This window comes from Microbacterium sp. S1037, assembly GCF_048381605.1.
Classification (GTDB): Bacteria; Actinomycetota; Actinomycetes; order Actinomycetales; family Microbacteriaceae; genus Microbacterium; species Microbacterium testaceum_B.
In genome coordinates, this window is the sequence record NZ_JBLWIG010000003.1 from 261039 (window position 1) to 279615 (window position 18577).

General features: G+C 71.8%; 18 protein-coding genes. 12 read left to right on the forward strand and 6 right to left on the reverse strand.

Annotated elements, in window-relative coordinates; all coding sequences use genetic code 11:
* Positions 1–44 precede the first annotated feature (44 nt).
* The 3 genes from ACMW4R_RS16300 to ACMW4R_RS16310 are packed head-to-tail and all read left to right on the forward strand — an operon-like array spanning position 45 to position 2031.
* Positions 45–494 (forward strand): FAS1-like dehydratase domain-containing protein, encoded by a 450-nt coding sequence (locus ACMW4R_RS16300; RefSeq protein WP_058597619.1) that lies wholly within the window; start codon positions 45–47, stop codon positions 492–494.
* The gene (locus ACMW4R_RS16305) at positions 491–895 is read left to right on the forward strand and encodes a MaoC/PaaZ C-terminal domain-containing protein (protein WP_418300432.1); all 405 of its coding nucleotides are present in this window, start codon (positions 491–493) and stop codon (positions 893–895) included. Before ACMW4R_RS16300 ends, ACMW4R_RS16305 begins: the two co-directional genes overlap by 4 nt.
* Positions 895–2031, forward strand: a complete 1137-nt coding sequence (locus ACMW4R_RS16310) for a UDP-N-acetylmuramate dehydrogenase (protein ID WP_418300433.1) — start codon at positions 895–897, stop codon at positions 2029–2031. Before ACMW4R_RS16305 ends, ACMW4R_RS16310 begins: the two co-directional genes overlap by 1 nt.
* Before the next feature lie 409 nt (positions 2032–2440).
* Here the strand turns inward: ACMW4R_RS16310 and ACMW4R_RS16315 are convergent, their stop codons facing one another.
* Both ACMW4R_RS16315 and ACMW4R_RS16320 read right to left on the reverse strand, forming a co-directional pair.
* Positions 2441–3640 carry a pyridoxal phosphate-dependent aminotransferase gene (locus tag ACMW4R_RS16315; RefSeq protein WP_418300434.1) on the reverse strand — a complete coding sequence of 400 codons (1200 nt, stop codon included), beginning with the start codon at positions 3638–3640 and terminating at the stop codon, positions 2441–2443.
* Positions 3641–3679: 39 nt separating this feature from the next.
* Positions 3680–4003: a hypothetical protein gene (locus tag ACMW4R_RS16320; RefSeq protein WP_418300435.1), complete on the reverse strand. Its 324-nt coding sequence runs from the start codon at positions 4001–4003 to the stop codon at positions 3680–3682.
* Between the two features lie 93 nt (positions 4004–4096).
* Here ACMW4R_RS16320 and ACMW4R_RS16325 point away from each other — a divergent pair, with 93 nt between their 5' ends.
* Complete coding sequence (locus ACMW4R_RS16325; protein ID WP_058597614.1) at positions 4097–5392, forward strand: chloride channel protein; 1296 nt, start codon at positions 4097–4099, stop codon at positions 5390–5392.
* 22 nt (positions 5393–5414) lie between these two features.
* Here the strand turns inward: ACMW4R_RS16325 and ACMW4R_RS16330 are convergent, their stop codons facing one another.
* Genes ACMW4R_RS16330 through ACMW4R_RS16340 form a run of 3 tightly spaced genes read right to left on the reverse strand, consistent with a single transcriptional unit; the run spans position 5415 to position 8043 of the window.
* Positions 5415–5993 (reverse strand): AAA family ATPase, encoded by a 579-nt coding sequence (locus ACMW4R_RS16330; protein ID WP_058597613.1) that lies wholly within the window; start codon positions 5991–5993, stop codon positions 5415–5417.
* A gap of 53 nt (positions 5994–6046) precedes the next feature.
* A complete protein-coding gene (locus tag ACMW4R_RS16335; protein WP_058597612.1) occupies positions 6047–7339 on the reverse strand; it encodes an MFS transporter in 1293 nt (430 codons plus the stop codon).
* A gap of 53 nt (positions 7340–7392) precedes the next feature.
* Positions 7393–8043 carry a bifunctional 4-hydroxy-2-oxoglutarate aldolase/2-dehydro-3-deoxy-phosphogluconate aldolase gene (locus ACMW4R_RS16340; RefSeq protein ID WP_418300436.1) on the reverse strand — a complete coding sequence of 217 codons (651 nt, stop codon included), beginning with the start codon at positions 8041–8043 and terminating at the stop codon, positions 7393–7395.
* 76 nt (positions 8044–8119) lie between these two features.
* Between ACMW4R_RS16340 and ACMW4R_RS16345 the strand changes: the two genes are divergently transcribed.
* The 8 genes from ACMW4R_RS16345 to ACMW4R_RS16380 are packed head-to-tail and all read left to right on the forward strand — an operon-like array spanning position 8120 to position 16732.
* A complete protein-coding gene (locus ACMW4R_RS16345) occupies positions 8120–8911 on the forward strand; it encodes a DeoR/GlpR family DNA-binding transcription regulator (protein WP_013585514.1) in 792 nt (263 codons plus the stop codon).
* Between the two features lie 56 nt (positions 8912–8967).
* Positions 8968–9576: a nicotinamide riboside transporter PnuC gene (pnuC, locus tag ACMW4R_RS16350; protein WP_418300437.1), complete on the forward strand. Its 609-nt coding sequence runs from the start codon at positions 8968–8970 to the stop codon at positions 9574–9576.
* Entirely contained in the window at positions 9563–10639 is a 1077-nt protein-coding gene (locus tag ACMW4R_RS16355; RefSeq protein WP_418300438.1) for an AAA family ATPase, read from the forward strand. Before pnuC ends, ACMW4R_RS16355 begins: the two co-directional genes overlap by 14 nt.
* 9 nt (positions 10640–10648) lie before the next feature.
* Positions 10649–12220 carry an AAA family ATPase gene (locus ACMW4R_RS16360; protein ID WP_058597608.1) on the forward strand — a complete coding sequence of 524 codons (1572 nt, stop codon included), beginning with the start codon at positions 10649–10651 and terminating at the stop codon, positions 12218–12220.
* Positions 12217–12870 carry a hypothetical protein gene (locus tag ACMW4R_RS16365; RefSeq protein ID WP_058597607.1) on the forward strand — a complete coding sequence of 218 codons (654 nt, stop codon included), beginning with the start codon at positions 12217–12219 and terminating at the stop codon, positions 12868–12870. The genes ACMW4R_RS16360 and ACMW4R_RS16365 overlap by 4 nt, the downstream gene beginning before the upstream one ends.
* A gap of 11 nt (positions 12871–12881) precedes the next feature.
* On the forward strand, positions 12882–14693 hold the full coding sequence (locus ACMW4R_RS16370; RefSeq protein ID WP_418300439.1) for a VWA domain-containing protein: 1812 nt from the start codon (positions 12882–12884) through the stop codon (positions 14691–14693).
* Positions 14686–15294, forward strand: a complete 609-nt coding sequence (locus ACMW4R_RS16375; RefSeq protein WP_418300440.1) for a phosphohydrolase — start codon at positions 14686–14688, stop codon at positions 15292–15294. The genes ACMW4R_RS16370 and ACMW4R_RS16375 overlap by 8 nt, the downstream gene beginning before the upstream one ends.
* Positions 15287–16732 carry an AMP-binding protein gene (locus ACMW4R_RS16380; RefSeq protein ID WP_418300441.1) on the forward strand — a complete coding sequence of 482 codons (1446 nt, stop codon included), beginning with the start codon at positions 15287–15289 and terminating at the stop codon, positions 16730–16732. The genes ACMW4R_RS16375 and ACMW4R_RS16380 overlap by 8 nt, the downstream gene beginning before the upstream one ends.
* 49 nt (positions 16733–16781) lie before the next feature.
* On the opposite strand, the gene aceB is transcribed toward ACMW4R_RS16380, so the two are convergent.
* Complete coding sequence (gene aceB, locus ACMW4R_RS16385; protein ID WP_418300646.1) at positions 16782–18395, reverse strand: malate synthase A; 1614 nt, start codon at positions 18393–18395, stop codon at positions 16782–16784.
* Between the last annotated feature and the right edge of the window lie 182 nt (positions 18396–18577).

An 18577-nucleotide genomic window follows, 5' to 3' on the forward strand; every position in this document is an offset into this window, starting at 1 on the left:
TCGGCCGACAGGACCGGGCGGACGCCCCGCCGTAGACTGGTTCGGTGCCCGTGAATCCTGAACTGGTCGGTCGTGTGTTCCCGCCGACCGCGCCGTACCTGGTCGGCCGCGAGAAGGTGCGCGAGTTCGCCCGCGCCGTCTTCGCCGACGCCCCGCAGCATTCCGACCCCGAGGCCGCCCGCGCTCTCGGCTACGCCGATGTCGTCGCGCCGCCGACCTTCGCGATGGTCGTGCAGGACCTCACCCTCCAGCAGTTGCTCGGCGATCCCGAGTCCGGCATCGAGCTGTCCCGCCTCGTGCACGCGGAACAGCGCTTCCGCTACACGCGTCCGATCGTCGCGGGCGACGAGCTCGTCGCGACGCTCTCGGTCACCGGCATCCGGTCGATGGGCGGCAACGCCATGATCACCAGCGAAGCCGAGATCGTGGATGCCACCGGCGCCCACGTCGTGACCACCACCAGCGTTCTTCTGGCGGGGGAGGCCGGCGCATGAGCGAGTTCACCGTGGGCGAGGTCATCGCCGAGCGCTCCGTGCACCTGACCCGCGAGTCGCTCGTGCGGTACGCGGGCGCGTCGGGCGACTTCAACCCGATCCACTACCGCGACGACGTCGCCGCCGCCGTGGGGCTTCCGGGCGTGCTCGCGCACGGCATGCTCACGATGGGCATCGCCGTCGGCACGCTCGCCGAGGCGCTGGGCGACAGCGGACGCGTCGCCGAGTACGGTGTGCGCTTCACGCGTCCCGTCGTCGTCGACCGCGAGACCGGTGCCGACCTGCACGTCAGCGCGAAGGTCGGTGCCGTCGATGACGCCATCGCGCGCATCGACCTCACCGTCACGTTCGCCGAGACCACCGTGCTCGGCAAGGCGCAGGTGCGGGTGCGGCTCGTCTGATGCCCGAGGTCGCCCCGATCCCGCTCTCTCAGCTCACGACGCTGCGCACCGGCGGCGAGCCCGCGCGTCTCATCGAGGCGCGCACGGCTGACGAACTCGTCGCGGCGCTCCGCGAGGTCTGGGCCGACGGAGACGAGTGGTTCGTCCTCGGCGGGGGCTCGAACCTCTTCGTCGGCGACGAGCCGTTCGACGGCACGGTGATCCGCGTGCGCACGGCGGGCATCGAGGAACTCCCCGGCTCGCGCCCCGAGACCGTGCGCCTCCGCGTGCAGGCCGGCCACGACTGGGACGCGCTCGTCGCCGAGACCGTCGAGCGCGGGCTCGCGGGCATCGAGGCCATGTCCGGCATCCCCGGCACGGTCGGTGCCGCTCCCGTGCAGAACGTCGGTGCCTACGGCCAGGAGATCGTGCAGACCCTCGTCGAGGTCGAGCTGATCGACGAGTCGACGGGCGACGTCTCCGTGGTCCCGGCCGTCGAGCTCGGCCTCGGCTTCCGGACGTCGGTGCTCAAGCAGCACTACGGGTCGATCCCCGATCGCTCGGCCGTGATCCTCTCGGTCACCCTCGAGCTCGAACGCGTCGGTGCGGGGGAGCGTCCGATCGCGGGGGAGCAGCTTCGCGGGGCGTTGGGCCTGGATGCCGATGACGCCGTGTCGCTGCGCTGGATCCGCGACCACGTCCTCGCGACCCGCGCCCGCAAGGGCATGGTCCTCGACGCGGAAGACCCCGACACCTGGAGCGCCGGCTCGTTCTTCCAGAACGCGATCGTCAGCGAGGCCTTCGCCCGCACCCTTCCCGAGGCGTGCCCGAAATGGCCGATGGCGCCGGTGCTCGATCCGGTGACCGTGATCCCGCTCGCCGCGTTCGACGGCATCCTGCCCCCGCCCCCGGTCGAGCGGCACGAGGTCAAGGTGAGCGCCGCGTGGCTGATCGAGAACGCGGGGCTTCGTCGCGGGTTCCGGTTCCCGCGCTCGCGCGCCGGCCTGTCGACCAAGCACACGCTCGCGCTGACGAACCGCGGTGAGGCGACGGCGGCCGAGATCTCTGAGCTCGCCCGCTTCGTCCAGAGCCGCGTGCACTCCGAGTTCGGCCTGATCCTTCAGCCCGAGCCGGTCCTGGTGAACGTCGAGCTGTAATTCCGGCCGTCCCGCGCGGTCGCGAAGGTGTGCCGTCGTGCGGAGTTCGGCGGTGACACGCCGGTTCCGGATGCCGGGGCCGCGGCGTGTCGGCATGGAACTCCGCCTGACGGCTCGGGGCGCTGCGGCGCCGTGGAGGTCGGGCGGTCGGGTGTGGTCGGGCGGTCGGGTGTGGCGGCATCCCGCTGTGCCGTCGTGCGGAGTTCGGCGGTGACACGCCGGTTCCGGATGCCGGGGCCTCGGCGTGTCGGCCCGGGACTCCGCGTGACGGTCCGCGCCGCCGGGACCGCCCGGACCGCCCGGCCGCCCGGACCGCCCCGACGCCGGGACCGCCCGGCCACCGACACCACCGCGGGCGGGCACAGAACGGCGCCGGCCACCGGGAGTCGGTGACCGGCGCCGAAGAGGCTCAGGCGAACAGGCGCTGGAGGCGCTGCACGCCCTCGAGGAGCTGGTCGTCGCCGAGGGCGTACGACAGGCGCAGGTAGCCGCTCGGGCCGAAGGCCTCGCCGGGAACGACGGCGACCTCGGCCTTCTCGAGGATCAGGTCGGCGAGCTCGAGCGAGGTCGTCGGGGTGACGCCGCCCCACGGCCGGTTGAGAAGGCCCCGCACGTCGGGGTACACGTAGAACGCGCCGAGAGGGTTCGGGACCTCGACGCCGTCGATCTTCGCCAGCTCCGACACGATCAGCTGACGGCGGCGGTCAAAGGCGAGACGGAACTGCTCGGCCTCGTCCTGGGGACCGTTGAGCGCGGCGGCCGCGGCGATCTGGGCGACGTTGTTGACGTTGCTCGACAGGTGCGACTGGAGGTTGCCGGCGAGCTTCATGGCATCCGCAGGGCCCACCATCCAGCCCACGCGCCATCCGGTCATGGCGTAGGTCTTCGCGACGCCGTTGACGAGGATCGTCTGCTCGGCGAGCTCGGGCACGGCCTCGACGATCGAGACCGCCTTGACGCCCTCGTACGTGAGGTTCTGGTAGATCTCGTCGGTGATGACCCAGATGCCGTGCTCGAGGGCCCAGCGCCCGATCTCGGCGGTCTCTTCGGGGGTGTACACCGAGCCGGTCGGGTTCGAGGGCGACACGAACACCAGCACGGTGGTCTTGTCGGTGCGGGCGGCCTCGAGCTGGGCGACCGTGACCTTGTAGTCCTGATCGGCGCCGGCGAAGACCTCGACGGGCGTGCCGTCGGCGAGGGCGATCGCCTCGGGGTAGGTCGTCCAGTACGGGGCGGGCAGCAGCACCTCGTCGCCGGGGTTCACCACGGTCTGGAACGCCTGGTACACCGACTGCTTGCCGCCGTTGGTCACGATGACCTGCGAGGGCGCGACCTCGAGGCCAGAGTCGCGCAGGGTCTTCGCGGCGATCGCCTCGCGCAGCACGGGCAGGCCCGCGGCGGGGGTGTAGCGGTAGTTCTTGGGATCCTGCAGCGCCTTCGCTGCGGCATCCACGATGAACGACGGGGTGGCGAAGTCGGGCTCGCCGGCCGCGTACGAGATGACGGGACGGCCGGCGGCCTGGAGGGCCTTGGCCTTGGCGTCGACCTTCAGGGTCGCGGACTCGGCGATGGCGGAGAGCTTGCGGGAGAGCGGGGCGCGGGAAGTCACAAGGGAGAGCCTAATGTTTTCGCGCTTCCGCGCCGAGGATCATGACGACCATGGCACCAGCACGAGCAGGGCGGGAACGAGCATCAGGATGCCGAGCCCCAGCGCGACCATCGACCACACGCGTCGTCCTCCTCGGCGCACGGCGACGATCAGGCCGATCACCGCGAGCACGATGACGATGACGCCGTCCACGAAGAGCAACGGCAGCAGGATGATGCCGAGCCACCAGATGGCGTTCATCTCGGGGATGAGCCCCACGAGGTAGACGAAGAGCGTCGGCAGGAGAAGGACTGCGGACAGGATGACGGCGACGATGCCGAGGACGTCGGCGGGGCGCCGGGCCGCCACGGGGGGAGGGGTCATTTGGTCACGGTAGCGCGATACCGCTCGGCGGCGAGCGGATGCCGCGGAAGAACGCGTCACGGGACGGTAACGCGGGTCCGTTAGCGTTGCGGGGTGACAGCAGAGCCCCTGGCGCGGACGCGCCCCCATCGTCGTGCCGTCCTCGCGCTGTCCAAGCTCGGCCTCGCCACGCTGATCGTCGGGCTGGCGACCGGCCTCGCGGTGCTGCTGCTCGTGTGGATCGTGCACTCGATCGAGCACCTCGTGTGGGGTCACGAGGAGGGACCCTTCCTCGACGGCCTCGCGCTGCCGTCGCCGTGGTGGCTGCCGATCGTCACCGTGGGTGGGGCGGGTGTCGTCGCCGCGCTGGGGTGGTACCTGCTGCGGCGATTCGGTCGCAAGCTCGCCACGGTCGAGCAGGGAGTCGACGGCGCCCGGATGCCGTGGTGGGAGACGCTCGCCGACACCGTCATCCAGGTGACCTCGGTGGCCCTCGGCGCCTCGATCGGCAAGGAGGTCGCGCCGCGCGAGCTCTCCGCGATGGCGGGCTCGAAGATCGTCGGCTGGTTCGGCCTCGACGCGCGCTGGCGACGCATCCTCATCGCGTCGGCGGCGGGTGCCGGTCTCGCGGCGGTCTACAACGTCCCGCTCGCGGGTGCGCTGTTCGCGATCGAGATCCTGCTCGCGCAGTTCAGCGTCGGCGGCGCGGTCGTCGCTCTGACCGTGAGCGCGATCGCCACGCTCGTCGCGCGTCCCCTCGTCGGTGACGGTTCGCTGTACCAGGTGCCCGCGCTCGAGGTGAACGCCTCGCTCGTCGTCGCGGCCGTTCTCATCGGCCCGCTCATGGGCTGGGGCGCGACGAGCTTCGCGACCGTGACCAAGGCGCTCGGACGCTTCCGCCCGACGGGCTGGAAACTGCTCGTCGTCCTGCCCGTGACGTTCGCCGCAGTGGGGGCGCTCGGGGCGTTCTTCCCGCTCGTGCTCGGCAACGGTCGCGCCCTGGCCACCGCGGGCTTCGACCTGTCGCAGCCCGCGCTCCTGCTGCTCCTGCTCGCTCTACTGAAGTACGTCGCGACGACGATCTCGCTGGGCTCGGGGGCGATCGGCGGCACCCTCCAGCCCTCCGTCGCGATCGGCGCGGCGCTGGGTGCGGCCGCGGCGGCCGGGTGGGCACTCATCTGGCCGGGCGCCGACGGCACGGCGCTCGCGATCATCGCGGCGGCCGCGTTCTTGGCATCCAACATGCGGGCGCCCTTCACCGCGATCGCGTTGATCATCGAGTTCACCGACACCGGCTTCACGCTCCTGCTGCCGATCTTCCTCGCGGTTGCGGGGTCGCTCGCCGCGTCGCGGCTGAGCTCGCGCGCGGGGCTGCGGCGGTTCACGCCGATCGACCCGGCGCGTCCCTGATCGCTCGGCCGCGAGAGTCGACTCAGACGAAGGCGGCCAGGGCGGCCTCGAGCGCCGCGGGATCGGCGCCGGACGCGCTGTTGTCGAAGAGCACGTGGTGCGCGCCGCGCCAGCGGCAGTCGGCGGCCTGCGCCGTGGCCCAGAACTCGTCCCAGTGGGCGAGCTTCCAGGCGTCGCGACCGTAGCCGCGCGAATCGACGCGGTCCCGGACGAGGGCGCCGTCGACCGTCACGTGCACCACGGTGATGACGACATCGGCGGGCCAGTCGTGCGCGGCGGCGGCGCGCTCGAGGTAGTCCTCTTCCGGGAAGTACCGCACGAAGGGGGCGTCGAGCACGACATCGTTGCCGAGGCGCAGGTTGTCGCCGGCGAGGCGGAGGAGCGTCGCGTACTCCAGCCCCATCACCACGTCCTGGTAGTAGGGGTTGTTGTCGCGTTCGTTCTTGTCGCTCCCCGCGGCTTCGAGGAGAGCCTCGGTGAACGCGGTGGCGACGGAGTCTTTGTCGAGATACGCCGCGCGGATGCGTCGGGCGATGAGGGTGCTCACGGTCGACTTGCCGCTGCCGGCGGGGCCGATCACGAAGAATAGTCGTGCGGTCATGGGGTTCCTCCCGGAGGGCGGGGAGGACGAGAGGTCGTCCTCCCCGCGCGGAATCAGGATGCCGCGACGGAGCGGTCCTTGACGAACAGTCCGTACGACAGGGCGCCGACCAGCAGCAGCACGCCGCCGATGAGGAACACCGTCGTGTAGTTGCCTCCGGTGGAGGTGAGGATCGCCCCGGTGACCACGGGGGCGACGGCCGCTCCGATGAATCCGCCGAAGTTCTGGATAGCCCCGAGCGAGGCGACCTGGTTCGACGGCGCGACGTCGGACGCGAGGGTCCAGAGGCATCCGATCGGCACCTGCGAGGCGAAGTAGCCGACCGAGAGCAGGACGATGGCGAGCGGGGTGCTGTCGACGTACGCGACGGGGAGCACCGCCGCGGCGGCGAGGATCGCCCCGCCGACGATCGGGATCTTGCGCGCGCGGACCGTGTTCACGCCGCGACGGACGAGACGGTTCGAGAGCCAGCCGCCGAAGATCACGCCGATGATGCCGCAGAGGAACGGCAGCGATGCGAGCCACCCGCTCTGCGCGAGGCTGAAGCCGCGGGCGGTCTGCAGGTAGCTGGGGAGCCAGGTGAGGTAGACCCACACGGTGTAGAAGATGCCGAAGGCGCCGAGCACCATGAACCAGGTGTTCGACTGCAGCAGCAGGCGTCCCCAGCCGACCTTCTCGACCGATGCGGCGACGCGCGCCTCGGCCTCGGCGCCCTTGATGAGCGCCTGCTCCTTCAGGGTCGGGTCGCGGTAGATGCGCAGCCACACGAGGGCGACGACGATGCCGAAGGCTCCGACGATGATGAACATGCCGCGCCAGCTCATCGTCAGCAGGAGGAAGGTCAGCAGCGGCGGGGCGATCGCGTTGGCGATCTGCGAGCCCGTGTTCACGAGCGAGACCGGGAGCGCCCGCTCGGACTTGTTGAACCAGCGCTCGTTGACCTTCAGCGCCGAGGTGAAGAACGGCGACTCGGTGATGCCGAGCGCGACACGGCAGGCGTAGAGCACGCCGAACGAGTTCGCGGCGGCGGTCACGATCGACACGAGCGACCACGCGCCCGCGGCGAACGCGAACATCTTCTTGGGCCCGAACTTGTCGACGAGGTAGCCGGCGGGGAGGTTCGCGATCGCGTACGGCCACGAGAACGCCGACAGCAGCAGACCCATTGCGAGCGGGTCGAGCCCGAACTCTCCGGCGATCGTGGTGTTCGCCACGCTGAGGGTCGAACGGTCGAGGTAGTTCACCACCCCGCCGAGGATCAGGAAGCCGACCAGGAACCACCGGATCCGGATCGTCTTCTTCTCGTCGCGCGTGAGCACCGGCGCGTCAGCCGTCGTCTCGCTCATGGTCCACTCCTTCGTGTTCGGGTGACGGCGGACGTCGCGGTCCGCCGCGGGGGTCAGTGCGGCGTGCGGGCGCTCGCCACGGCGGCGAGGAAGTCCGCCGCTGCTCGGGTGACGTCGGCCATGTCGCCGGTCGCGCGGGCGGCCTTCGTGATGGCGCTTCCGACGCCGACCGCGAGGGCCCCGGCGCCGAACCAGTCGCCGACGTTGTCGCGCGTGGCGCCGCCGGCCGGGAGGATCGGGGCGTGCGCGAGCGGCGCCATGACCGTGCGCAGGTAATCGGGGCCGGCGATCTCGGTCGGGAACAGTTTGACGATGTCGGCGCCGGCCTCCATGGTGGCGACGATCTCGGTGGGAGTGAACGCCCCGCTGATCGTGAGCGCCTGGTACCGGTTGGCTGCGCGGATCATGTCGGGGTTCAGGTTCGGGCTCACGAGCATGCGTGCACCGGCCTGCACCGAAGCGACGGCCATCTCGGCATCCAGAACCGTTCCGACACCGACGGCGACGTGATCGCCGAACTCGTCGGCGAGGGTGCGCACGACCTCGAGCGCCCGCGGCACCGACAGGGTGATCTCGAGGGCCCGGATGCCACCGGCGACGGCGGCGCGAGAGACGGCGAGCGCCTCGTCGGGGGAATCGAGGCGGACGATCATGACCACGCCGGTGTCGACGACGGCGGAGAGGACTTCGTGCTTCTTTAACATCGTTGCACACGGTATCACGAGAATTCACACGGAAGAACACCGTGTCTCACGCTGGCGGAGGCTTAGGCTCGGAGGGATGTCGACACCGCCGCCCCTCATCCCGGAACAGCGTCAGCGCGAACTGATGCGTCTCCTGCGCGGAGCGGGGGCGCTCAGCATCCGCCATCTGGCCTCGTCGCTCGGGGTGTCGCACATGACCGTGCGGCGCGACATCGCCGCGCTCGAGGACGAGGGTCTGGTGGACGCCGTGCAGGGCGGCGTGCGCCTTCGCGAACGCACCGGCGTGGAGCCCCCGCGCGAGCGCGGCTCCCGCGCTGTCCTCGAGCTCCCGCGCAAGGAGGCCGTCGCGCGTCGCGCCGCCGCACTCATCGCCGACGACATGACCGTCTTCATCGATGCGGGGACGACATGTCAGGCGCTCGTTCCTCACCTGACGGCGCGGCGCGGTCTGACCGTGGTGACCAATGACTTCTTCACCGTCTCGGCGCTGTACGCGCACCCCGCGATCGAGGTCATCCACACCGGCGGGGTGGTGGATGCCGCGAGCGGTTCGTCGAGCGGTGCCCTCGCCGCCGCCACCGTCTCGGCCATGACCCTCGACCTCGCGATCCTCAGCACCGGAACCTGGGACACCGCGCACGGGCTGACGACCCCCGAGCTCGACAAGGTCGTCTTGAAGCGAGCGGTTCTGGATGCCGCGACCTCGGGCGCCCTCGTCGCCGACAGCACGAAGTACGGCACCGCGGAACGTTTCCGGGTCGTGCCCCTCGACGCCCTCGACGTCATCGTGAGCGATGCCGAGCTGCCCGAGAGCGCGGCGGCGGCGATCGCGGAGATGGGCGTCGAGCTGTGGACCGCGGAGGAGTGAGGGGGCACCGGGTCGCGACGCGCGTGTCCCTCCGCCGGCGCGCCTAGGCTCGACGGGTGATCGAGTGGATTCTGACCGAGTGGACGCAGATCCTCGGTTTCGCGACGGGCGCCGCGTGCGTGCTTCTGGCCGCACGGCGGAACGTGTGGACCTACCCGATCGGGATCGCGAACAACCTCGTGTTCCTCGTGGTGTTCGTGCCGGCCGGGCTCTACGCCAGCGCCGCTCTGCAGGTGGTCTACGTCGTCCTCGGTGTGCACGGGTGGTGGCGCTGGACGCGCGGGGTCGAACACGACCGCGAGTACGTCGCCCGGACGCCCCGGCGCGCCGTGCCCTGGCTCATCGTCGCCGCGGTGGCGGGGACGGCCCTGCTGACCTGGGTGCTCGCCACCTTCACCGACTCGCAGGTCGCCCTGGCGGACGCCGCGACCACCTCGGCGAGCCTCGTCGCGCAGTACATGCTCAACCGTAAGTGGATCGAGAACTGGTTCGTGTGGATCGGTGTGGACGTCGCCTTCGTGGCGCTCTCGATCGCCACCGGACTGTGGATCATCGCCGCGCTGTACGCGCTGTTCATCGGGCTGTGCGTGAGTGGGCTGTGGTCGTGGCGCCGCGTGCAGAGCGAGTCGACGGATGCCGTGCCCGCGGCGGATGCCCGTGCCTGAGCGCCGCTACCGCCACGGCGTTGTCGTCGGCAAGTTCTACCCCCTCCACGCCGGGCACGCGCACCTCATCCGCTCGGCCGCGCGGGCGTGCGAGAGGGTAACGGTCGAGGTGATCGCGGCATCCGTCGAATCGATCCCCCTCGACAAGCGCGCCGCCTGGGTTCGCGCCGACCACCCGACGGTGCGCGTGGTCGACCTCCTCGACGACACCCCGGTCGACTTCGCCTCCGACACGGCCTGGGACGCGCACACCGCGACCATCGCGGGCCTGCTCGACGAACCAGTCGACGTCGTCTTCACCTCCGACGAGTACGGGGCGGAACTCGCGCGCCGCCTCGGCGCGGACTGGGTGCAGATCGACCCCGGTCGACGCATCAACCCCGTCTCGGGAACGGCCATCCGCGGCGACCTCGACGCCCACTGGCACGAGCTCTCGCCGACCGTGCGCGCCGACCTCGCCGCCCGCGTGGTCGTCCTCGGCGCGGAGTCGACGGGCTCGACGACGCTCGCCGAGGCGCTCGCCGCCGAGCTCGGCACGCTCTGGGTGCCCGAGTACGGTCGCGAGCTGAGCGAGACGCGCGAGGGCGGGCTCGAGGCCCCCTGGCGCAGCGACGAGTTCGACCTCGTCGTCGACCGGCAGATCGCCTGGGAACAGGATGCCGCGCGCCGGGCGCCGCGTCCGGTGCTGGTCTGCGACACCGACGTGCTCGCCACCGCCCTGTGGCACGAGCGGTACGTGGGCACGGCCGCGCCGCGCATCTTCGCGCGGGCCGCGGCGCACCGCCCGGCGTTGTACATCCTCACGGGCGACGAGATTCCCTTCGTGCAGGACGGGATGCGCGACGGAGAGCACATCCGCGCCGATATGCAGGAGCGCTTCCGCGAGGTGCTCGCGGCGCAACCGGTGCCGTGGCTCGAGGTGCGGGGGACGGTCGCCGAGCGGGTGGCATCCGCCCTCCCCGCCATCCGTCGAGCGGTGGCCGAAGCGACCTCGTTCGCCGCTCCCATGGAGGGTCGACCGCACTCCGAGCAAGAGGAGCTGCGGCGGCGGGCCGGCGGTTAGGCTGGCGCGATGGCGGACCGCTGGCACAAGCTCTCGCAGGCACCCACCACGGCGGGAACGGGGGAGGGGACGGCCTCGATGACGGCCGCCGACCTGTTCCGTGACACCGCCGAGACGGTCGCGGTACCGCTCGACGAGAAGCTCCGCCAGACCTACTACTGGATCGTCAACCGCGCGGTGATCTCGCCGTACTACGACGTCGAGTTCTCGTCCGGTGCGCCGCTCGCCTTCGCCCTCGGCGACGCGGGCGCCGAGCTGACCCTGCCGAGCGAGGCGTCGTTCTCGTCCAACGTCCTCCTTCCGCTGTTGAGCTTCGCGGTCGGGGGCAAGTGCCTCCTCGTCGGCGGTCCGGGGCGCGGTAAGACGACCGTCGCGGTGCTCATGGGCGTCCTCGCCGGCTCCACGCCCGACGACGTGCGCCGCGGGGTGCAGCAGGGGCAGCCGCAGCTCACGATCAGCGACCTCGTCGGCATCCCTCTTCCCCGGGACCTCATGAACGCCGCGAGTCTCGCCGAGGTCGGCGTCGCGTGGCGCGATTGGCTGTCGCGGCCGGTCAAGATCGTCGACGAGTACAACCGCATCCCCACGAAGACGCAGTCGGCGCTGCTGACGATGGTCGCCGAGGGGTACGTCGAGAGCCACGACCAGCTCAGGAAGACGGCGCCTGTGTCGGGGGTCGAGAGCTGGTTCTTCACGGCGAACGACGACGCCGGTGGGGGGACGTTCCCGGTCATCCAGGCGCTCCGCGACCGCATGGACGTCACCGTGCCCGCGGCCGGGTTCAACAGCCGCTTCCTCGACGAGCTGATCACGCGCGTCGAAGCCGGCGAGAAGCCCGAGGAGCACGTTCCCGCCGAGCTCGTCTTCGCGCCCGAGGAGCAGACCGCGATGCGGGCGGCGATCCGCGCGGTGCCCGTGCCCGTCGAGGTGCGGCGGCGACTGGAGTTCTTCCTCAGTCACTTCGAGTTCGTGCAGGGCGGCGGGCGACGCTTCGAGTACCGCACGAAGGACACGGTCACGACCGCCGGCGGAAAGGTCGCCGAGACGATCGAGGCGAATTCGGGTGCCGATCTCATGGCCGATCTCGGCGCCCAGACGCTGAACGGGCTCTCGGTACGCGCGTTGCAGACCCTCATCGTGTACGCCAAGGCGGTCGCGTGGTTCCGCGGGCGTGACGAGGTCTCGCTCGCCGACGTCGCCGCGATGGTGCCATTCGTGTTGCGCGGCAAGCTGCTGCCGAATCCGACGCACCCGCGTTTCGACGTCGGCGTCGAGCGCGAACTGTCGACCGACCTCATGAGCTGGCTGAGCGATCTCTTCGCCGAGTCGTGCCGTCAGTACGACGCGCTCGGACGCGGACGTCAGGACCCGGTCGGAGAGCTCCTCGCGCAACTGGATGCCGGGCTCGACGGGGTCTCCGCCGTCGAGGCCTCGCGGCGTCTGACGGCGGTCGAGGCGCGCCTGCGCGCCGCGTCGACCTCGGGCAAACTGTACGGCCGCGACTTCGACGACCTGACCGCGCTGAAGTACCTGCACCAGCGCTACACCGCCTACCTCCGCTGGGTCGAGGGGCGGGCGTGATCCGCCGCCCCGGGCATCTCGCCGACACCGAGCCGCCGACCGGCGTGCCGATCGACGTGCCGGGGCTCGACTTCGAGCGCGCGGGGATCAACGTCGAGACGGCGGGCGGGTCCGCCGAGCGGTTCTGGCACGCGCTCGCCGCGGGGCAGAGGGCGCTGCCGGTCGATGCACCGAGCGATCTCGTCGTCGCCCTCGCGGGGATCGCGGGCTGGCGCGCCGGAGTGCTGGGCCTTCGCGACGATGCGCTCGCTCACCTCGTGGAGGTCCCGCCCGCCGCGGCCGCGGCGGCGCTCGGCATCGCCGAGGGCGACCTCGGCGCGTTCGCCGAGCGCCAGCGCGCCGACCGCTTCTGGTGGCCGGGCCGCGCGGGCCAGCGCGGATACGTGTGCGCGGTGGGCGGCTTCGCCGGGCTCGGGGGCGCGTGGACCGCCCCGCCCACCGACCCGAGACCGCTCGACGACGACGGCGCCTTCGCCGTGCGCACGGGGGAGCGCTGGTGGCGCGTCGACGCCGATGTGTGGGGCTCGCGACTGGTCGCGCTCGAGGGGGAGCCGCCGACTGCGCTCGGACGGGAGGCGGGGCCCACGGCATCCCTCCTCACTTTCGCCGAGTCGTACCTCGCGTGGATCTACGTCGCGGAGCCCGCGTGAAGGGGACTCGCGTGAAGGCGGTTGCGCTCGAGGGGGACGTGCGCCGCGCGTGGGAGAGCGCGCAGGAGCTCTGGGGTGTGCGCATGCACGACGCCGAGCTGCTGCCCGGCGCCGGACGTGAGCACGGTGCTCCCGCGTGGTTCCGTTTCCCGCCGGCCATCGTCGTCGACCCGCGCATGGTGGCCGAGCTCGGCGGCGCGGTCGAGATGGAGAGCGTCTTCGCGCACGAACTCGGCCACCACGCTCTCGCTCCCGGAACGCGTCTGGATTCGCTGAAGATCCGCCACCAGCTGGCGCGGACTCTCGTCGCGGCGGGAGCGAGCTCGGTGCGAGACGACGACGTCGCGATGCTCTCGAACCTGTGGACCGACCTGCTCGTCAACGCCCGGGTGGCCCTGCTGCAGCGGCGGCGCGACGGAGCGGGCGAGCCGGGCATCGTGCGGCTGTCGCGCGCGCTCTACCGCGCGTCGCGCGATACCGGCGGTCGGCTCTGGTGGGTGTACCTGCGAACCTACGAGCTGCTGTGGAATCTGCCGGCGGGAACTCTGTGCGCGATCGATCCGCCGCCGGCGCCGCCGCCGCGGGCCGCCATCGAGCACCGCGAGCACGAGAGGTCCCGGGGAAGCTATCGAGCCCGCGACGACCGGATGCGCGAGGCGCGCGCCGAGGCCGAACAGGCGGCGCTCGAGCTCGCGGAAGCCACCATCACCCGACCCGGTCTGGATGCCGACACGCTCGCCGAGCTCGTGCGCACGTTCGCCGGCGATGCCGTCTCGGGCGCCCTGCGCTTCGGCGTGCTGATGGCCCCCTATGTCGTCGCGGAACGCGCGGCCGGAGCGTCGATGCCGGGCGGCGCGTGTTCCGCCGACGAGGTTCCCCCGGGAGCAGCCGAGCTCGGTCGCGTCCTCGCGGATCGCCGGCTCCAGGCGCCCCTCCCCGTGCCCAGCGGGCGCGGGTCGGGCACGGCGCGGTCCGCCGGGAACGGGTCGGGGCAGGCGCTCGGCATCGCGGAGACCCTTGAGCTGTACGCGGGCGCGGACCAGGATGCCGTGATCGCGGCGTGGTACCGCTCCGAGGCCGCGCGATGGGTGCGTCCCTTCACGCAGCGCGCACCGTCGACGTTGGCCGAAGAGCTGCCCGGCCCCGTCGAGACGTGGGAGACCGGCGACGACCTGGCCGATCTCGACTGGCCCGCGACCCTGCGCGCCGGGGGCGTCGTCGTCCCCGGCATCACGACCCGCCGCCGTTCGTTCCTCGCCGACGAGCCGGTGCCGCGCGAGGCGAGCATCACGCTGGACATGTACATCGACTCATCTGGATCGATGCCGAACCCTCGATCGGGGTCACCCGCCGTGCTGGCGGGCACGATCCTCGCGCTGTCGATTCTGCGGGGCGGCGGCCGGGTCCGCGTGGCGAGTTTCTCGGGCCCCGGGCAGGTCGCCGGTAGCGACGACTTCACGCGCGACCCGGTCCGCGTCGTTCGCGACCTCGCCCACTTCTTCGGCGGCGGGACGACCTTCCCGCTCGACCTGCTCGAGCGCCGCTCCGCGGGGCGGGGACCGGCGAGCGCCGAGGAGCGCCGCCATCTCGTCGTGCTCTCGGACGATGGGCTCGTGTCGATGTTCGGGGCGGGCGATCCCGACCGAGCCGGAGTGGCGGCCCAGGTGCGGTCCACGCTGTCGACCGGCACGCTCGTCGTCCTCGACCGGTCGCGGCAGGTGGAGCCGCTCGCGCGGGCCGCCGGCTACGAGACGCTGTATCTCGAGACGATGGACGACGCCCCCGCGGCGTGCGCGACCCTGGCGGAGGTGCTCAATGGCTGACGCCGACGAACTCCTGAAGGTGTGGGCGAGCATGGCCCCGCCCGAGGGCGAGACGTGGTCGCTCGCGCGCCCCGGGCCCGCGCTCGATGCGGTCGCCGCGCGGCTGTCGAGTGTGCCGCGATCGTTCCTCGACGACGACGTGTCGATCAGGGCGCTCTCGGGCGACATCGCGGGGGCCGAGTGCGCGTCCGCGGCCTACGCCGACGATGCCCGCGTGCGTCGCGGCGCGGCGATCGGGCTCTGGCTGCTCGCGAGCGAGGAGATCGTCGAGCCCCTCCGCCCGTCCCTCGCTGGGGCGTGGGCGCTCCGCGCCGTCGACTCCCTCGGGCTGCGGGTCGCACCGGTCGTCGATCCGCTCGACTGGCTCGCCGACGACGAGCGGCGGGAGGAAGCGGCCCGCACCTTCCTGTTGTGGGCCGGATTCGTCCCCGCGGGAGAGGACCGCGCGACCGCGCAGGCGCTCTGGCAGGCGCGCGACTCGCTGCGGCGCAGCAGCGCGCTCGCCGAGGCCTACGCCGCGTACGAGCACCGCGAGGAGATCGCCCGACGTCTGGCCGAGGCCCGGGCGAGGGAGGCTGCGGCGAGGTACTCGAGTGAGTGAGCCCGACGGTCTTGCCCTGCCTCCCGAGCCGCCGGTGGTGCGGGGCCCGCGAGATCCGTCCCACGGCGGCGAACCGCAGTCGGCCACGCTGCCCGATCCCGACGATCCGCTCGCTCTCGGTGAGTACCGCCCCGGCTCCGCAGCGGTGCTCACGGACGCCGAGCGCTGGCCGACCCTCGACGCCCCCGCCGCGGAACGCCTCCGCCGCTGGCGCACCCACCCCTCCGCGCCCGCCTGGGTACACGCGACCGGCGACCGGCTCACCGCCGAGGCGATCGAGCGCACGCGCACCCCGCTTCCGCTCGAGGGCTGGCTCGACGAGCACCTCGCGACCGCGCGGAAGCTCCCGTTCTATCGGGGGCACACGGGGCTGCGCACCCTCGTGGACTTCCCCCCGATCGCCCGCGCCGATCTCGCGGCCGACGTCTCGGCTTTCGTGCCGCTCGACGCTGACCTCGACCGCATGCTGCACGGCACGAGCTCGGGCTCGACGGGAGCTGCGCTCGTCATCCCCGACGACGTCGAGGAGGTCGCCCGGGGCTTCCACCTCCTCGTCGACCTCGCCCGCCGCACGGGTGTGGAGTGGACCCCGGATGCCGAGCGCCTCGCGCTCGTCTGGGTGCTGCAGCAGCGCCAGGCGTTCACCTACGTCTCGCTGATCAGCGGCTTCGCGTACCGGGCGATGGCGCGCGTGAACCTCGACGCGCGCGCCTGGCGCGCGGCATCCGATCGCTCCCGATTCCTCGCGGACGCGAACCCGCAGGTGATCTCGGGCAACCCGACGAGCCTGGCCGAGCTGCTGAGCGACGATCTGCGCGAGGTGCTGCGGCCGCTCGCGCTGTTCTCGGGGGCGATGGCGTTGTCGGGGCCTCTGCGCGCTGAGCTCGAGACCGCTTTCGCGTGCCCGGTCATCGACGTCTACGGCCTGCACGAGACGCGGCCGATCGCCGCGCGCACCGACGACGGGCCGTTCCGGGTGCTGGACCGGCGCGTGCTCGTCGAGATCCTGGATGCCGGGGGCGACCCTGTGCCCGAGGGGGAGATGGGCGAGATCACGGTGACGGCGGGCGAGAACCCCCTGCTCCCGCTCGTGCGGTATCGAACGGGCGACGTGGGGCGTCTCGTGCGGTTCCCCGACGGGGCGGTGGGGATCGCCGACCTCGAGGGGCGCGAGCACACCGAGTTCGTCACCGGTTCCGGCGTGCGCGTTCCCTCGGTCGATCTCACCCAGCAGTTGCAGAGTCACGGGGCGCTCGGGTGGTCGGTCGTGCAGGACGCGTCGGGCGCTGTCGCGGTGACGGTGGTCGGCGGCGATGCCGCGCGGATCCGTGAGGCGCTCGTCGTGCTGCTGGAGCAGCCGGTCGAGGTCGGACGTGTGAACCGCCTCATCGACCTCGGCGAGGGCAAGCCCCGGCGCTTCCGTTCCGCGACGGCGTGACACGAGCCCCCTCCCGAGACGGGGAGGGGGCTCGCGGCTGTGACCGGCGTCAGTCGAGGTACTTCGCGTACGCCGGCAGGGTGAGGAACGCGGGGAACTCCGGGCGCAGCGCCACCTCGCGGAACACCGCCGCCGCGTCGTCGAAGCGGTCGCCGTCGGAGCGGGGAACCTCGGCCAGCACCTCGTCGAGCAGTCCCTCGACGAAGGAGCGGGTGATCGTGTCGCCCTCGGCGGTCTCGCGGTCCTGGTGGATCCACTGCCAGATCTGCGAACGCGAGATCTCGGCGGTCGCGGCATCCTCCATGAGGTCGTCGATCGCCACGGCACCGAGGCCCCGCAGCCACGCCTCGATGTAGCGGATCGCCACCGAGACGTTGCCGCGCACGCCCGCCGTCGTCACGGGGAGGCCGATCCGCAGGTCGAGCAGGTCGGCGGGATCGATCGCGACCTCCTCGCGCGTGCGGTGCAGTTGGTTCTCGCGCTCGCCGAGCACGGCGTCGAACTCGGCGCGGGCCACCGGGATCAGGTCGGGGTGGGCCACCCATGTGCCGTCGAAGCCGTCACCGGCCTCGCGCCGCTTGTCGGCGGCGACCTTCTCGAACGCGGCCTCTGTGACCTCGGGCTTGCGGCGGTTCGGGATGAAGGCGCTCATCCCGCCGATCGCGTACGCGCCCCGCTTGTGGCAGGTCCGCACGAGCAGCTCGGTGTAGGCGCGCATGAAGGGCACCGTCATCGTGACCTCGCTGCGGTCGGGGAGCACGAACCGCGCCCCGCGTCCGCGGTAGGTCTTGATGATCGAGAAGATGTAGTCCCAGCGGCCGGCGTTGAGGCCCGCGCAGTGGTCGCGGAGGGCGAAGAGGATCTCCTCCATCTCGAATGCCGCCGGCAGCGTCTCGATCAGCACGGTCGCGCGGATCGTGCCGTGCGCGAGACCCAGGCGCTCCTCGGTGAACGAGAACACGTCGTCCCACAGCCGTGCCTCCTCGGCCGATTCGATCTTCGGCAGGTAGAAGTAGGGCCCACGGCCCGCGGCGATCAGCGCGTGCGCGTTGTGGAAGACGTACAGCCCGTAGTCGACGAGGGATCCGGATGCCGGCAGCTCGCGGCCCGCACGGTCGATGAAGGTCACGTGCTTCTCGGGCAGGTGCCAGCCGCGCGGGCGCATCACGATCGTCGGGGTGCGCTCGGCGGTGACCTCGTAGCGCTTGCCCTCGGGGCTCGTGAACGACAGCTGCCCGCGGATCGCGTCGAACAGCGAGAGCTGACCGCCGATGACGTTCCGCCAGGTGGGGGAGGTGGCATCCTCTTGGTCGGCCAACCACACCCGCGCGCCGGAGTTCAGCGCGTTGATGGTCATCTTCGGGTCGGTGGGTCCGGTGATCTCGACGCGGCGGTCTTCGAGGCCGGGGCCCGCGCCCGCCACGCGCCACGACGGGTCGTCGCGGATGTGCGCGGTGTCGGCGCGGAAGTGCGGGTCGTCGCCCGTGCCGATCTCGAAGCGCCGACGCTCGCGGGCGGCGAGCCGGTCGTGCCGGCGCCGGGCGAAGCGGTCGTGCAGTTCGGTGAGGAACGCGATCGCCGCGGGGGTGAGGATCTCGGCATCCCGTCCTTCGAGGGGGCGCTCGAGGCGCAGGTGGGGGATGGATGCCGAGGCGTTCGGCATCCCGGATCCCTCGGTGTTCGTGCGAGTCGGGGTGGGAGGGGGAGAGGTGATGAGGGTCATGGTCGTGGCTTTCTGTCTGTGTCGCGTTGTGCTCCTCTCCCCGCGGACCTTGTCCCTGTTATGGCTGGTCGGGGGTGACCTAACCGGCCATAAGTGGGACGAGGTCCGCGAAAAGTGGGACG